15 protein-coding genes and 1 riboswitch are annotated in these 16654 nt (G+C 42.4%); of the genes, 4 read left to right on the top strand and 11 right to left on the bottom strand.

Features of this window, described 5'->3' with window-relative positions:
• Positions 1-127: 127 nt before the first annotated feature.
• A complete protein-coding gene (locus FC98_RS04790; protein WP_008856003.1) occupies positions 128-535 on the bottom strand; it encodes a hypothetical protein in 408 nt (135 codons plus the stop codon).
• Positions 536-731: 196 nt separating this feature from the next.
• Here FC98_RS04790 and FC98_RS04785 point away from each other — a divergent pair, with 196 nt between their 5' ends.
• On the top strand, positions 732-1106 hold the full coding sequence (locus tag FC98_RS04785; RefSeq protein WP_040471090.1) for a hypothetical protein: 375 nt from the start codon (positions 732-734) through the stop codon (positions 1104-1106).
• Positions 1107-1354: 248 nt separating this feature from the next.
• On the opposite strand, the gene FC98_RS04780 is transcribed toward FC98_RS04785, so the two are convergent.
• Together FC98_RS04780 and FC98_RS04775 are read right to left on the bottom strand one after the other, a co-directional pair.
• The gene (locus FC98_RS04780; protein ID WP_008856001.1) at positions 1355-1999 is read right to left on the bottom strand and encodes a GPP34 family phosphoprotein; all 645 of its coding nucleotides are present in this window, start codon (positions 1997-1999) and stop codon (positions 1355-1357) included.
• Positions 2000-2286: 287 nt separating this feature from the next.
• Positions 2287-3858 (bottom strand): NHL repeat-containing protein, encoded by a 1572-nt coding sequence (locus tag FC98_RS04775; protein WP_054655669.1) that lies wholly within the window; start codon positions 3856-3858, stop codon positions 2287-2289.
• 411 nt (positions 3859-4269) lie between these two features.
• Here FC98_RS04775 and FC98_RS04770 point away from each other — a divergent pair, with 411 nt between their 5' ends.
• A complete protein-coding gene (locus tag FC98_RS04770) occupies positions 4270-4761 on the top strand; it encodes a hypothetical protein (RefSeq protein WP_054655667.1) in 492 nt (163 codons plus the stop codon).
• A gap of 425 nt (positions 4762-5186) precedes the next feature.
• Here FC98_RS04770 and thiE read toward each other — a convergent pair whose 3' ends face one another.
• The 4 genes from thiE to FC98_RS04745 all read right to left on the bottom strand — a co-directional run bounded on the left by thiE (position 5187) and on the right by FC98_RS04745 (position 9343).
• Entirely contained in the window at positions 5187-5840 is a 654-nt protein-coding gene (gene thiE, locus FC98_RS04765; RefSeq protein ID WP_008855991.1) for a thiamine phosphate synthase, read from the bottom strand.
• 1 nt (position 5841) lies between these two features.
• Entirely contained in the window at positions 5842-6663 is an 822-nt protein-coding gene (gene thiD, locus FC98_RS04760; RefSeq protein WP_054655665.1) for a bifunctional hydroxymethylpyrimidine kinase/phosphomethylpyrimidine kinase, read from the bottom strand.
• A 349-nt stretch (positions 6664-7012) separates the two neighbouring features.
• Positions 7013-7801, bottom strand: coding sequence for a hydroxyethylthiazole kinase (thiM, locus tag FC98_RS04750; RefSeq protein ID WP_056949266.1), 789 nt, complete (start codon positions 7799-7801; stop codon positions 7013-7015).
• Positions 7802-8323: 522 nt separating this feature from the next.
• Positions 8324-8432, bottom strand: a riboswitch (TPP riboswitch).
• Between the two features lie 53 nt (positions 8433-8485).
• Positions 8486-9343: an oxidoreductase gene (locus FC98_RS04745; protein ID WP_008855996.1), complete on the bottom strand. Its 858-nt coding sequence runs from the start codon at positions 9341-9343 to the stop codon at positions 8486-8488.
• Between the two features lie 135 nt (positions 9344-9478).
• Between FC98_RS04745 and FC98_RS04740 the strand changes: the two genes are divergently transcribed.
• On the top strand, positions 9479-9961 hold the full coding sequence (locus tag FC98_RS04740) for a GNAT family N-acetyltransferase (RefSeq protein ID WP_054655663.1): 483 nt from the start codon (positions 9479-9481) through the stop codon (positions 9959-9961).
• Positions 9962-10197: 236 nt separating this feature from the next.
• Positions 10198-11043 (top strand): aldo/keto reductase, encoded by an 846-nt coding sequence (locus tag FC98_RS04735; RefSeq protein WP_008855989.1) that lies wholly within the window; start codon positions 10198-10200, stop codon positions 11041-11043.
• Positions 11044-11169: 126 nt separating this feature from the next.
• On the opposite strand, the gene FC98_RS04730 is transcribed toward FC98_RS04735, so the two are convergent.
• The 4 genes from FC98_RS04730 to FC98_RS15120 form a co-directional block, all read right to left on the bottom strand.
• Positions 11170-12060: a 3-hydroxyacyl-CoA dehydrogenase gene (locus tag FC98_RS04730; protein WP_054655661.1), complete on the bottom strand. Its 891-nt coding sequence runs from the start codon at positions 12058-12060 to the stop codon at positions 11170-11172.
• A gap of 292 nt (positions 12061-12352) precedes the next feature.
• Positions 12353-12712: a DUF5776 domain-containing protein gene (locus tag FC98_RS14635; protein ID WP_054655659.1), complete on the bottom strand. Its 360-nt coding sequence runs from the start codon at positions 12710-12712 to the stop codon at positions 12353-12355.
• Positions 12667-14121, bottom strand: a complete 1455-nt coding sequence (locus tag FC98_RS15055; protein WP_056949265.1) for a bacterial Ig-like domain-containing protein — start codon at positions 14119-14121, stop codon at positions 12667-12669. Before FC98_RS15055 ends, FC98_RS14635 begins: the two co-directional genes overlap by 46 nt.
• Positions 14122-14367: 246 nt before the next feature.
• On the bottom strand, positions 14368-16467 hold the full coding sequence (locus FC98_RS15120) for a DUF5776 domain-containing protein (protein WP_056949264.1): 2100 nt from the start codon (positions 16465-16467) through the stop codon (positions 14368-14370).
• Between the last annotated feature and the right edge of the window lie 187 nt (positions 16468-16654).

The raw sequence follows: 16654 nt of genomic DNA, 5'->3' as shown, positions 1-16654 counted from the left end.
TATTTTGCATATCTTTGTGAATAAATCAGGTTAGCGTGATTTGTTTATATGTCACATTTTTATCGCTAACGGGATCATATTCTTCAATATACTTAATTAATTTGACATTCTCCAAGTGAATCACCCCTTATCGCCTTAAATCCATAAAATCGCTAAAATCTGACTTATCAGTTTTATGGAAAGATTCAAAAACCACGAATTGTTTATCATTTCGAACAAAAAAAGAAAACTTAATATAGATCTCATCATCATACAAGGAAACCAAAAAATCAAAGACGTAACCTTCATGGTTCAATAAAAAATAGTTTGGTGAGGGGTCCCGAAACCTCAACATTGATGAATTAGCCAATTGTTGAACTGCGTCTGAAAGGACTTTTCGATACGTCAATCCGTGACTTCTTAAATAATTTTGAGTCTTCGTTGGTTGCATTTGTCCCCTGTCACCAGCCCGAAAATGAGGTCTAATTTCATTTTTCTGGTATGCAATTTGAATTAAACGAATCGCCCACTTTGCCTTATCTTCACTAAAGTCCACTTATTTAAGCACCGCCGTTACTATAGAGTAACAATATCCTATCATTATCCTCATCGTCAAGCAATTTGGACTTTAATTATCATTTCCCCGACTTTCCCATAACTAATTTGACCTAATAACAAATTTTATAGTAATCGCCCCGCACTTGCTTTATTATGAAAGGGAACGATCTAATTAAATGATGCGAGGTTTTACAATGTCAATTGATGAATTAACCAAAGAAATTACCCGTTACCAAAACGAATTGAAATTACCAGACGATTACCTCTTCAATATCGTAGAATTTACACCAGCAGAGGTTACGGCGTACCGTAATAAGCAAGCAGCATTAACCGTCTACCAGGCCGTTTTAAAGCAGGTTAAACGTCTTTATTTATTAAGTCTGTCACCAGCCCAGCTACTAGCAAAGTTGACCACTATTAAACAAGTCAATCAACTTTCAGAAACCACTTGGTTGGCGGAAATGAATGTTAACGTTGCTGATTTGCCTGACTTCAAAGCTGGTAAAAAGCCCACGATGGTTTACGTTACTGCATTAAACGCATTAACGAAAAAATACAATCGAAAGTAATATTAAACGGGATTGAAAAGTTGCTTGGCTTTTCAATCCCGTTTAATCATTTCTTTTGTGTATTAAAATTCAAACATTCGTCATTTCCATATTTTTGACGGAAACTTTAATTCTGCCCTACACAGTAGAAATGTGCTACACCAAGCAGAAAGCGGAACCTAAGCCAGTCCGTTCAAAAATCCAAGCCCAGGATTTCTGAACGGCCTAACTTAGGTTCCGCTTTCTAAGCGCTTGGTTCCGCACTCTGGCTACCCGACAAACGATACGGCAGCGATAATCGCTGCTAATTCTGTGTTCACTTTTTTGATCACATCTGAGATCAATGGATAGTCATCTGATCGGGCCACTTCCTTCAATTGAAGCTTAAGCTGCTTGCCCTCATCCTTTGGGAAGTACTGCTTGAACAACCCTGAATTAATCAATAAGACCGCCAACATCACGGTTGATTCCTGAGGCTCTTTGTCAGCCGTCAAATCAGTATACAGTTCGGTCAACGCCCGATCAATAACGGTTTGATTAACATAATATTGATTCTCATCCTCATCTAGCATGTTAATTTGAATCAATGACTGACACAGGGATTCAGCAAATGCCACAACCCGTTTTTTGCGGACCGATAGTACGACGCCTTTTACGTAATTATTAATCGTTTGTGGCTTCCGACTTTTAATATCCTGGGCAAGTGGCATCAGGTAGTCCTTCGAGGGTGTTGCGCCTGGACCAATCACCATTTTTTCGTCAGCGGTCAGCTGAATTGTCCCATCTCGTAATAATTCCACAATCTCTGATAATACCAAACAGGCCGCCACTTCTCGACGTTTAAATGCATTTAACTTTGGCTTTTGCCCCAACACACACAGTGCAAACTGCTGGGTATAATTTAAGCTCAACATAAGATTACCTCCCACACGTTCTAAACCGCTTTCATTTCAACCTAAAGTTAGCTTAATTTCATGCAGTAAGCAAGAATTTAGGCCGTTGATCATTGATGGTAACAGTGTAAGCGGCTCCAGCAATGATTCCCAAAGATAGGATTGGTTTTTCCTTACATAGTGGAAAAACGTGCCTCAAGCAGCTGACGCTAACAATATAAGAGGCTCCAGCAATAATCCCCCAAAAAAACGGGGATTATTGCTGGAGCCTCTTATATTACCGCGTCAAAACGCTGCTTCGGCACTCTCTAATTCAATGGATCTGTCGATTGCAACAACTCAGGTGGCCACAATGCTAACAAGTAGCCAAAGCCATCTTGGTCGAACGTTAAGCTTTCAAACTCACGTCCCGAATTAAATGCTTGGTAATGGACATCGCTTGATGAGAAGTCACCACTCTGAATTTTACTTGTTGGAACTGACGTTAAGATATCATCAGACACAAAGTATAACCGATCGTTTGCCGGGTTAACCGCTAAGCCTTGGTTAGTAGAACCGCCACGGTTGCCGACGTACGACGATGATGCTTGGAAGCTCACACCATTTTGATCTAAGCGGCCATAGAAGAACATGTAGCCGCCATTGAACTTACGGCCCCAATAAGCATTACCGTCATTATCAAATGCCAAGGTGTGTAGTTGCAAGTTAGCACTATCACCGTGATACATCTTGAAGTTGTACTCCCGAATTGGTTTCAATGTATCTGGATCCATTTCGAGAACAGTGTTGTTATCATCACGAGATGCCAGATCAGTCAACGTATTATCTTCAGCCAAGTAGATGTGACCATTATCCGGGTTAAACGATAACGTTTGCCCATGGCCAATATCAACCTCTGGACTCAATTGAGCCGTTTGAGCAATTTCAATGTACTTAAACATTTCTGGATTCTGAGCCTTAGCTGAATCAATTTGACTTTGATAAGTATTCAACTGATTTTGAATCCCAGAAATCTTGGTATTGTAGTTCTTAACCTTCGTCTTATGCATCTGATATGACTTCATCCACTTAGCCATCTTAGCAGTTGCCTGTTTGATTGTCTTCTTAGCATTGGCTCGGGTCGTATATGAGTATCTGTAAGATTTAGAAACCTTAGTGGCTTTAGCCTTCTTAGCTTTCCAACTCTTATAGTACTTTTGCGCATTCTTTTGGTAGTTAACCTGATTATTCTGCCAGGATTGATTCTGGTTCAAAGTCTTCGTTAACGACTTAACCTGATCAAACGCCCCTTGCAACTGGCTGTTAATTTGATCATACTCCTGGTTATGCTGGAGTCCCTGATCAGAGAATGGGTTAAAGTAATCAAACGCCTTCCACAATAATAAGATATCGGCGTTAACACCAAGTTGTTGGAGCTTTGCTAAGTTAAACTTAACGATTGCCCCTTGGTTTGTGTTAGTTCCGTTAGATTCAATGAAGTAAATGTTGCCTTCATCATCCATCGTGACACTTTGGAAGTTCCCATGTTGGTGATCGGAAACGTTAAAGCCATCTGGCAAGAACCACTTTGTCTTAAACGACGTGTTCTGTGAACTACCAGCTATCGTTGAATAACTATTACCATAATTATAGCCCGTTGGATCAAGGTTATACTTAGTGTATTTCTTGCTCATGTTCCCTTGCGGCGTTGAATTATTAACCTTGTTCAAGGAATTCTCATCATAATCCTTTAAGACGTTCCCGGAGTTGACCTGGGTGATTGATCCGGCACTACCCGGGTTATCAATAACATCCGCATGGACGCTGGAGCCGACACCGAAAATGCCGACTGAAGCAAATAAAAAGGCCACGGAAACGGCCAGCTTAAAATGTCCCTTCATAAATATCCCACCTTAATTCAATATATAATTTATTGCTCAACCTCTATATTAGCGGTTTACCGCCCTACCGCAAGCGAATCAGCCGAATTTTATCTAAACCTAACATATGTAATGAGCAAGTAATTCAAGTGTAACATGATTGGCCAAATTGCGTTATTTTTCCGTCTGGTAACTTAACGTGTACACACTAGATACAAGAAATTTACAGATTATTTACATTAATTTGGTACACTCTGGGTGTTGAAAGGTAACCATTTTTGGGTGTCTTAGGACAGCTCCGCAGAGCAACAATCTGCGCGTAAGCACCTTCAAGAAAAATTCCAGACCCAGAAATTCCCCCTGAAGGAGACTTATATTCCAGTTTCTAACCGCCTGACACTCGGCTCACTTATTTTTAGGAGGGCAACTATTATGAAAAGATCAACAATCACCATCTTAATAACAATCATTTTTAGTGTTGTCGTGGTCGGATCGGGCATTAATTCGACTAGGCGAAATAACGCCTCAGCGGCTAATCCCAATTCGGTGGCCGAAACATTCCGCGGTAATTGGTATGGCAATCAAACTGAGTTGACGTTTTACGGGGATGGCGTTCGGATTGCTTCGCCAAATACCAACTACACCCGCTCAGGTAATTATTTTGTATTTGGCCCCACCGATACCCGTAACTGGAAAGCATTTGGGACCCCTAATACGCAAGACGTTACGGTAACAAGCGTGACTGAAAGGGACGTAGCTGGATTTACACAACCCGTCTTGGAAACCTACAAAGTAAAGTCACCAGATCTGGCGCCACACCAGGTTTACTATTACACCCGCAATAATACGGACGTCATGAAATCGATGACTGGGACGATTAAGCGAGTCCCCAAGGCAAATGTTGAAGGGTTTAATATGGAGTAGATGAAAAGGACAACGGATTTGGTGAAAAAATCACCAGATCCGTTATTTTCGAGATATTTTTTTGAGGAAAACATGAATAGTAGCTTCTTTAGCGTATTTAATATATAGAGTCATTCTCATGAGTGACTTAGCAGGTTAATGGTGCATACATCACACCTTACCAACATAGAAATGGGGTGATGATGATGCACAAAATTTTGGAAAGGACATTTGGATGATAGGCGTTGCCATTAGCTTATTGATACTATCCCAGGCCGCAGTTGGTTTTGCGACCGCTTTCCGGATAATAAAAAAAGCTAACCGCAAAGATTAGCTTTCCTCCCAATGCACTTTAACTTGTGCCAGACAGAGGTTGTTTCCGCGACCTCTGCCCTTATACATAGTATTTTATCACACCAACTTCATTTTCAACAACATAACCATCATCAATCACTGAAAGTCTGGTTCATTGTCTTAACTGTTCGAAAAATGTCATCACTTTGCGCAATCATCGAAATCACCGAAGTGCCAGCAACCCCTGTCTTCGGCAATTCCGTAATATTATCCTCAGTGATGCCGCCGATCGCCACAACCGGTAATTTGCTAACCTTAACCAACTGAGCGAGTCCGTCAACGCCAATTACTGGATCAGCATCAGCCTTGGAGCCAGTCGGGAATACTGGGCCACTGCCGATGTAACTAATTCCGGCAATTTGATTGGCAACTTGAATTTGATCAGGCGTGTCACACGATAGCCCTACAAACATTTGATTGCCAACCTGATCAATCACACTGGTTACCCGCTCATCCTTTTGGCCAACGTGAATGCCATCCGCCCTAGTCTTGATCGCTAAATCAACGTCGTCATCAACGATAAATGGAATTTGATAATCCGCACAAAGTACTTTAAGGCGCTGCCCCAATTCCAGTTTTTGACTACCAGTTAACGAAGTTGGTCCCTTCTCTCGGTACTGAAACGCTGTGATTCCGGCTTCTAAGGCCTGTTTCAATACTTCTTCAAGTGGTCGCTCATCCTTAATATCTTGCGTTCCGGCAATAAAATAGCTTCTTAACATCGCCGTTTCAAATTTCATTTCCATACTAGTTTTCACCTTCCTCGCCAGCAATGGTTGCCCAGTGATTCAACGGGCCGTGACCATGACCAACTTCAATGCCATTGGCAATGGTCGCTTGAACGTACTGCTTACCAATCCGAATTGCGGTCTCAACGTCCTTACCTTTTGCAAGTTCAGCCGTGATACAAGATGATAATGTATCACCAGTGCCGTGAGTCCGAACAGTATCAATTCGCGGTGAACTTACCCAAAATGAGTGACCATCTTCAAGCAAGACAAAATCGGCTGACTCCTTTGAATGTGTCTGGTGACCGCCCTTGATAATTACGTTTTTAACCCCAAGTTCTTGAAGCTTCTTGGCAGCAATGATCATCTGATCTTTCGTTTCGATCTTCGTACCGGTTAGTTCTTCAGCCTCAGGCAGATTGGGAGTCAAAATGTCCGCCAGTGGCAATAATTGATCGCGAACCGTGGCAATCGCATCCTCGGAAAGTAGGCGCGCCCCACCTTTAGCAATCATGACTGGATCCACAGTTAGCGGACCTAAGTCATACTTCTTCAAATTGGCAACAACTGCCTCAACGGTAGCGACATCAGCCAACATTCCCGTCTTACAAGCCCGAATTTTTAAATCGCTTGCTACAGAAGCAAACTGCTCATCGATCATTTTCTTTGGCATCGCCATAAAGTCTTGTACGCCAATCGTATTCTGTGCCGTTACGGCAACCACTACAGCTGCTGAGAAAACGTGACGTTCCTGCATCGTTTTAATGTCAGCCATTACGCCAGCACCACCACCACTGTCAGTACCGGCGATTGTTAGTGCTTGAATTGTTTGATTGATCATGTTTGTTCGGTTCTCCTTTGACTTAGTTGGTTGGAAATTGAATGAGGATTGGACATCTTCGATTGGTTGGAGAGAATAGATAATTTTGAAACTTTAAATTTAGTTAGTGCGCGTTGTTTTTGTATGGATTGGAGCCGCTCCGTAAAGAAAGTTCCGCATAAGCCCTCCCGCTCAAAAATCCCAGCCATGGATTAAGCATCCTGTCAACATAGTGGAAACGTGCTACACCAAGCAGAGACTTGCATCTAAGGAACTTCCGACTCAAACCCAAGCCCGGGGTTTAAGCCGAAAGCACCTTAGATTCCAGTCTCTAACCGCTTGGTTCCGCACTCTAACCGCTTTGCTCCGCTCACTCATATTGTGCGTACTTCTCCACCGTCTTCACATCCACTAAATGCAGTTCATCAATTAACTGCGGGCCAAACGATCCTGCCAGTGGTTGTTTCATTGACTTTGCAACTAATTCGCCAGCCACGTCAAATATCACTGTTGCTGTTTGAGCCGCCTCAAATGGATCCTTTTCAACGCCACAGAAGCAACCGATCGTACTTGATAACATGTCTCCGGAACCGACATGCAACTTAAAGAGATCCGTCTCGTTAAAGATTCTGACAACTGCATCGCCATCGGTAATAATGTCGGTCTTGCCACTCTCAACCACAACGCAGTCCCGCTTTTTAGCTAACTTCTTGGCTATATCCTCAAGATCACCAGTGCCTTCCCCAGCGTCAATCCCTTTAGAGTTCCAAGCAACATCCGCCAACGCTGCCACTTCACCCGCATTACCACGAATAACCGAGACATCAATTTGGTCAAGTAATTCGTTACAACGCTCAGTCCGATATTCAACCGCCCCAACAGCCACTGGGTCGATCACAATCGGCTTTTGATACTTATTTGCAAACGCACATACCGTTGCAATCTGCTCTAGCTGGGGCTCTGTGAAGGCGCCCAAATTAATTGTCACCGAATTACACATTTTGACCATTGCTTCGGCTTCATTTTGTTCCTCTGACATGATCGGTGATGCCCCCAATGCATTAATGCCATTGGCAACGTCTTGCACAGTCACGAAGTTGGAAATATTGAAAGCTATGGGATTCTTCTCCCGTAAAGTATCTAGTAAATTGATTTTCATGGTTTTTCTCCTTTTAAAAGTGAGCGGAGCAAAGCGCTTAGAAGCTGGAGCGTAAGTTGACTTCTCCGGGAATCCCTGGGCTTGGGATTCTTGGAGAAGTTGGCTTACGTGCAAGCTTCTGCTTTGTACAGCTGTCCTAAAAATAAGTGAGCGGAACAAAGCGCCTAGAAGCTGGAACATAAGTCTCCTTCGACAGAAATTCCTGGGTTGGGGGATTTTTGTCGGAGGTGCTTATGTGGAAGCTTCTGCTTTGTGCAGCTGTCCTAAAACAAAAATAAGGGGCTGAGACAATGAATTGCCTGCAGCTCCTTGGATTAGTTGGTTGAGTGTTTTAGTTATGAATATTTGTAGTTATGCTGTAAATATTCGCTTGTTTCCACAATTTTGGTGGTGTTTCGCCGTTATATTGTGGAAACGTGCCTCTCCAAGCAGAAACCTGCACCTAAGCCTCCTTAACCAAAAATCCACAAAAACCGTGGATTTCTGGCTAAGGAAACTTAGGCTCCGGTTTCTAACCGCTTGGTTCAGCACTCGACACTTTTCCTACGCAAGTCCTAGCTCACAGGTTCCAAGGGTCCAAGTCTCTTAGACCTATCTCAGCTGCTTTTCAGCGGCACCCCTAGTGTTGTGCTACTTCTTAAGAATACGTTATTCGGATTTTATAGTCAATGCCATTTTTTAATCTTAACGGTTAAAGGCTGTCTGCTTATTGACAATCTTTTGGGCGTATTTGTACATCGCCACGTTCAATGCGTCCATGCAGCGGTCTGGCAAAATTCTTCTTGCCCACAACATCGGCTTTGCGCCGGCTCCACCAACATATCTCGTCTTCGGCCGTCTCGACAATGCTGCTCGATCAACCATTCTGGCAACAACTCTTGGCGTAGACGCGAACTTATAAGCTAATGCAAAGAAATCGCTAGTTTGCCTTGCCATTTGAGCGTATGGGCCCTCGCCAGACACTTCCATCAGCTTATCAATCGCAATGCCCTTCCAATTGGACGAAATCGCACCGGGTTCGATCACAGCAACGTCAATGCCAAATGGCTTCAATTCCAGTCGCAGTGAATCACTAATCCCTTCAATGGCAAACTTAGAACCAACGTACCAAGCCCCCATCAGATTACCCAGCTTGCCATCCATTGATGACATGTTAATAATCCGGCCGCTTTTCTGCTGACGCATAGTTGGGAGAACCGCTTGAATCATCTTGACCATTCCAAAAACGTTCACCTTAAATTCGTACTCGCCCTCAGAGAGGTCAACTTCCTCAATCGAGCCAAAGGTACCTAGACCAGCATTATTGACTAAAACGTCGATCCGCCCAGCTTCTTGTGCAATCTGATTGACTACTTGTTCGATCTCTTCTTGATCGGAAACGTCCAGGTGCAACGTGTGAATCCCAAGGTCATCGAGTTCGTTCATTTTATAAACTCGCCGGGATAGTGCATACACGTCCATCCCATTTCGAAAAAGATTCTTAGCAATCTGCTTACCAATTCCTGACGACGCACCAGTTACAATCGCTACTTTACGAGCCATGTTGATCCCTCCCACTATTCATAGTCATTTAAATTATATCAATTATATCACGGAAACCGTTCACATTCCCTTTGCATGGTAATCAAATCGTGTTATTATCATAGCCATCAATTTTAAATTAAGAAGGCGACTTTAGTGGCAACAATTAGACCTATCAAATCTAAGGACGATGCAAGTTTAGCACGGATTATTAAGCACTTGCTGAAATCATTTGGGTTAAACATTCCTGGTACCGCCTATTTTGATCCCGAACTTAATCAGCTTAGCGCCTACTACGCCGAATCTGACAAACGGCAGTATTTCGTCGCTATCAACGATCAGGGAAACGTCTTAGGTGGGGTTGGCATTGCGGAATACGACACTGAAGCTGGTGTAGCGGAATTACAAAAACTCTACCTGGATCAAAAAGCCCAGGGCCAGCATCTCAGCTACAAGCTTCTGGATACCGCGGTTGAATTTGCCAAACAAGCTGGCTATCAAAAACTCTACTTAGAAACTTACCATTCACTAACCACAGCCATCCATCTTTACCAACGATATGGGTTTACCAATCTCGGCCATCCCCTCAATGTTGCCCAGCATTCTACAATGGATCGCTTCTTCATTATGAATTTGTAGATGCGAATGGTTGTCAAAATTTACTATCTTTTTGAGTGCTTAGACAATGTGCTAGAATAGTTGTGTAGACTATGCGGCTTAGGACCGCTGCTCACTTTACTAGGACCGTTCCGCAGAGCAACAATCTGCGCGTAAGCACCTTCGAGAAAAATTCCAAAACCGGGAATTTCCCTCGAAGGAGACTTACACTCCGATTGTTAACCGCTCTGCTCCACTCACTTTTTAGGAGGATTACCATGTCATTAACAGACACATACACTTTATACAACGGCGTCAAGATTCCCCAAGTAGGTTTTGGGACCTGGCAGTCAACCGGCGACGAAGCATACCATTCAGTTCTAGCAGCGTTAAATGCTGGCTACCGGCACATTGACACTGCTGCCGGTTACGGTAACGAAAAACAGGTTGGTCAAGCCATCAAAGATAGTGGCATTCCCCGTGAAGACTTGTTTGTCACCACTAAATTATGGAATAACGATCATGGCTACGAAGCCACCAAGCAAGCGTTTGGTCAATCACTCGAAAATCTTGGTCTAGACTACGTAAACCTTTACTTGATTCACTGGCCTAACCCAATCAAATTCCGGGATAACTGGCAGGAAACCAATGCTGAAACTTGGCGGGCAATGGAAGAATTTTACAACAACGGAACTGCTAAGGCGATCGGCGTTTCTAACTTCCGGCCAAAGCATTTAGATGCCTTACTAGAAACGGCCAAAGTGAAGCCGATGGTCAACCAAATGTTCATTAACCCATCAGACATGCAGCCAGCTATCGTTGAATATAATGACAACCATGATATTCTAACTGAGGCATACAGCCCACTTGGTACTGGTGGTATCTTCAAGATTCCTGAACTTGAACCAATTGCTAGAAAATATGGCAAGAAGCCAGCACAAGTGGTTTTGCGTTGGTCATTGCAGCACGGCTTTTTACCACTGCCAAAGTCAACTCATGAGAAATACATCAAGGAAAATGCCGATATCTTTAATTTCAACTTATCAAACGCTGACATGAAGACGATCGATGGGTTCCATGGTAAGTTTGGTTTAGCTACCGATCCCGACACGGCAACCTGGTAACTTGCATATAATCATTAACTCAAATCGCGCAATCATCCCAGTCCAAAGACTGGTGTGATTGCGCGATTATTTTTATGATGAGAAATTATCCCAGATAACGGCTATTCCTGTTCCAATCAAGTGATGCTATCCTTCAATGAATTTCTTCGTCTTATACTCTGGATTAGGGTATTGATAGAAGCCTTCACCTGATTCAACTCCTAGCTTGCCCTCATCGAGCATCTTCTTGAAAGCATCCGCTAATGGCTGGACGGTTGGATTCCTTTTAGCTGCCGCCAATGTAATGTTGTAGGCGGTTCGGATCCCAACGGCATCTAGGATTCCAAATGGTCCCCACGGCGCCCCAGTTGCAACCATCCAAGTCCGATCAATCATCTTCGGATCAGCAATCCCCTTCAGCCAAAGCATCCCCGCAGCGGCATTCAAAGGCATCAGCAACGAATTCAAAATATAGCCGGGTTGCTCTTTTTTGAGCTGGATTGGGACCATCCCAATATCACGGGCATACTGAACAATTTCCTGGTAAATTGCCGGGTCAGTTTCCGGCGACCCCATAATTTCAGCGGTGTTATTCAGCCAAACTTGGTTGGAAAAGTGCATATTCAAGAACTGCTTTGGCCGCCCAGTATCTGCGGCAAACATGCTTGGTACCAAAGTTGATGAATTACTCGTGAAAATTGCCTCACTTGGCGCCAAAGTAGCCAGCTTTTTGTAGAAATCATGTTTGATATCTGGATTCTCTGGAATGGCTTCGATTACCAAATCAGCGTCCTTAACGGCGCCAGCAAGATCATCGGTAAACTTTAAGCGGGCAATTCCAGCATTAAATTCTTCGTCCGTTGCCGCAATGTCGTGCCGATAAGCATGACGCAATCCCTTGATCCGCTTTTCAGCCGCGTCAACTGCATCTTGGCTGATATCATAAACCGTCACGTCAAATCCCTTAAAGGCACTTTGAAACGCAATTTGGCTACCCAATACACCACTACCAGCTACAGTAACTTTTTTAATTGTCATCGTGAAATCCTCCCTTTTGATAAAAATGGTGGCGCTTTCAAAATCACTTTAAATATACCAGGTTGCTTGTGAAATGCAACGAAAGTAACTTCTTCAAGGATCCATAAGGTGCCACAATTGCCTGTAATATCAAATCCATTAAAAGATATCTCTATCGAAGATCCAATTTTCACTTCACAATCTTCTATCAATTAATCTGAGGACAAAACAAAATCCAGCTTGAAACTGATTAATTTCAGTCCCAAACTGGATTTCATTTTAAATGATTGATAAGTTGCTAAATCTGAGTCAATTAATAATTACCTTGAATGACCAGCTTTTTGTTAGCTGTCAGGTAAGTGCCGTTACTCAATTGATAACGAGTGGTCAAATGATGCTTAACGATCTTCTTGACTCTCAAGTGAGTGCCCTTCTTATAATTCTTAACTTTCTTGGTTAAGTTGGCATTCTTATAAGTGTTGACACCTTTCTTGTTAATGACAGTGATCTTCTTATTCTTCGGCATTGTCTTGTAATAGACGTTCACAACATACTTGCGACTTGCGGTAATGTAACCAACTTTGTTAGCGGTCTTCTTACCATGGTTGACGTCGCGGACTTTATATCTCAACGTGCCACTGTTGGAACGCGCATACCCAGTGACCACAAACATTGGTCGGTTAACCCGCTTGGCCTTTGGATATTTAGTAATCTGTTGTGATTTCTTGAAGTTAGCATTCTTGTACATATAAATGCCTTTGGTGGCGTAGACGACAGATCCTTTAACGGTTGCGTATTCTGGGGTAGCTCCCTGACTTGTTGTCGTAGTGAGGTTGTTGGGTTCCAAAGATTGTTGGACGTATTTGAATTGTTAGTATTCGTAGAGTCGTTGGTAGTTCCGCCATTACTTGGTGTGTTATTTTGGGCACCAACGGTTACTTTAACAGTTTGACTGGCTTTCCCATAAGTGTACGTTACCGAATAAACTGCACCGGCTTTGCTGGTATCAACTTTTTCAACCGTTTGACCTTTTGCATCTTTAATTGAAGTTACCGTAGTATCTGCCGGCGGGGTTACTTTATTCCCATTTGCATCAGTTAATCCAGTAATACCATTCAATTTTTCTGAATCCCAGTTACTGCCATAAGCAACGGTAAAGTCCTTGGCATTAACGTAAGATTTATCATCAGTAGTAGCTGTAACCGACTTGGTAACACCATTAAACGTATAGGTAATTTTATATTCACCGGGAGTGTTGGTTGGCTCAACAGCAGCCTTCGCATGATCATTTCCGGTTACCGGAAGTCCATTGGCATCAAATAAGCTACTAATACCATCATATTCATGATTAGTGATTAAATCATTGTAGCTTGCCGCTTTAACTGGGCTATCACTCAACACGATACTCCGGAAAGTAAGGGCATTTAATGTAATTGCGTTTTGGTAAACTGCTTCGGTTGCTTGTTTAAGTATCACTGTATCCTTGGAAGTGCTAGCAACAGGCATATTGAAATTATAGCCTTCAGCAACGGTTAGTGGCACCGCCATTGATAACGACTCACCCGCTTCTAAAGTTTGATAGCTTGGGAAAGGTCCACCCATGTATGTTTGTAGTAATTTTTTATCCGGAAAGAACGTTGGATTCCCATCATCTTTAGGATAATAATAAGCAACGGAAAACTTTGGCGCGGTCTTATCAGATTGCTCCGCTGTAACTTCTGAAGCCCGACTACTGTCATAAACTAATGGAGACGGCGAGTATGCGGTAGGATTTGCAAAGATTGCTTCCAGCTGCACTGGTTTGTCTGTCTGATTGGTTACTTGATAATGAACCGTCACATCTTGGTATTTATCCATATCAAGATTGAAAGACGAATTATCCTTAGTGTCATATGAATTTGTTCTAGCAAATTCGTCTGGATGATTCTTAGCAGTTAGCCAAATCGATGTATGTACTTGATTAACAACGTTTGCAGAAACTTTTTGACTGTCCCAAGATGTCACACCAATCAAGGCAAATATAGCCACAGCCGTCACAATACCCAGTACCCATATGACTACGTTATGCATTTTATTTCCCAATGAAATCTCTCCCTAAATAATTATTTAATTTTCAGTATTAGTTAACCAGCTACCAAATTATTAATACTGTTGTTATAAATAATTGTAATCTGGATAAAAAACTCAGTCAATATAAACAATTGATTATGAGAGCATTTGTTATTTTTCATAATTAGATTTCCTATCAGTAAAATCAAAAAAGTTTCGAGAAAGTTTTGCCTTCCCGAAACTCTTTTATTAAACCTAAAATATAATATGCTTAATTTTTTAGTAATTACCCTGAATAATTAGCTTCTTATTCGCTGTGACATAATCACCATTACTCAATTGATAACGAGTGGTCAAATTGTGCTTAACAATCCTCCTAACGCGAAGATGCTTGCCATTCTTGTAAGTTTTAGCCTTACCAGTTAAATTAGCGTTCTTGTATGCATGAACACCCTTCTTGGAAATGACGGTGATTTTTTTATTCTTCGGCATTGTCTTGTAATAAACATTTACAACATACTTACGGCTGGCGGTAATGTAACCAACTTTGTTAGCCGTCTTCTTACCGTGATTGACATCGCGAACTTTATATCTCAATGTGCCATTGTTAGAACGCACATACCCAGTTACGACAAACATTGGTCGGTTAACTCTCTTGGCCTTTGAGTATTTGGCGATGCGTTGTGATTTCCTGAAGTTGGCATTCTTGTACAGATACATCCCTTTAGTAGCATAAACTACAGAACCTTTAACAGCGGCGTAATTAGGTACTGCTGGCTCATTGGTAGTTGTAGTGGTTGAGTTTCCAGTACTGTTATTAACAGGACTGGTGCTTGAACCGTTATTCGTGTTATTTGATCCACCACCATTGTTTGGCGTTGGAGTCGGTGTTGGGGTTGGATTTCCCTTACCAACTGTGATCGTAACCGTCTTCTTGACAGTGATATACTTATTTACCACGTAAGTATAGGTAACATGGTAAACACCATCTTTAGTGGTATCGACCTTATTATTAGCAACAGCGGATTCATTGTTGTTAACATCAACCTTCTTAACCACGTAGCTTGCACTGTCAGGAACAGTCGCAAGTGGCTTTTGATCGGTTCCGTAGAAGGTAACGCCGTCGTAAGGATTCCAAGTACCATCTTTGGTTACCGGAATGGTCTTATTAGATGCCGCCACTAACTGTTGAATGGTCACTTCAACGGGGCCTAATAATTTACCGTTGTACTTTGTCCCCATAGCTGGGAATCCATTAGGCAATAGTGGATTCGTCGATGCCCCACCAGTGGTATGAAAGACATAAGTGTTAAGTTCTTGCCCAGCTTTATCACCACTGTCTTTGTCGTAAATTAAAAGCGAATAACCGTTCTGGTGCAATTCGTCAGCTAAACTCTCGGTTCCGTTTGCAGAACGGAGCTTATCCAAATGAACCATGACGTTCCCGCCGGTATACAGAACCGTATCGTCTGGTGCCCCGTCATCAGCAGAGTTTGTGTTATCATACCCAATTGCATTAAGTGAATCAGCTATCTTGGGCATATACTGTTGCACATCACTTGCAAAGTGAATCTTCCGGTCACTATATTGCCATTGGCCAGCTGTAATGTAGCCTTCGTAGCCCGCTTGGCGATAAGGCAATGGAATTGGGGAAGCAACTCGAGCCCAGTTCTGAATATATGTTGGTACATTAACCTTGTATGAAAGATCGGCGAATGTAAAATCACTCGTATTGCCATTTTTATCCGGTGTCACCGTGAGCGGAACGTTAATCTGAATAGATTGACCGGGGGCCAGTTTATTACCGCTCGTAACTGAAACTCGATATAACTTACTCCAGTCTAGATCTGGCGCATTGGTATCTGTACCATCGTGGTTAGTAAAATCATACCAAAGGTGTACGCTGGATGGATTAGATGTAACCTTAGTATCTGGCATAACTGGACCTGAGCCTGAATAAGCAACCTGGCTACTAGCTGCGTCCTTAAGATCAGGAGCATCCGGTAGGTCTAAACATTCATTCATTATTGTTACCGTGTCAGTTTTTGATGGATTAGTTAGCTTCAAATGTAACTGTAAATTTTGATAATTACCATTTTTTATCAAAAAGTTATGAGCAATCCCCGGTTGAACAGTCCCATAATTTGACTGTGCCTCAGTCCCATTGCCGTTATCAGCCGTCATCCAAACATAGTGTTCAAGCCCGTTCGCAGTAATGGTATCACTGTTTGGGCTCAAATTATTGACAGTTCCATTATAAAATGGTGACTCGTCCGCAGCATTAACTTTATTCGGCTGCATGCCAAATACTAGCAGCAACCCAAACGCTGTTAGTAAAATTGACAAGAATGCCTTGCGTAACTTTACTATATTTCTCATAAATACACCCCTCTGTATTTTTTGAATCAACACAAATTCTTCTGATTATAATCATTCAGGTATGTAGCTTGCCTGACAACCTAATCGTACAGCGGGTGTACTTATTACGTCAATATAAACAATCAATTATGAGAGTATCTGTTATTTTTCATAATTTCTGTTCCCAGTCAGTAAAATCAAAAAAAGT

This window comes from Lentilactobacillus kisonensis DSM 19906 = JCM 15041, from assembly GCF_001434135.1.
GTDB classification, from domain to species: Bacteria; Bacillota; Bacilli; order Lactobacillales; family Lactobacillaceae; genus Lentilactobacillus; species Lentilactobacillus kisonensis.
This window is presented reverse-complemented; position numbering and strand designations above follow the sequence as displayed.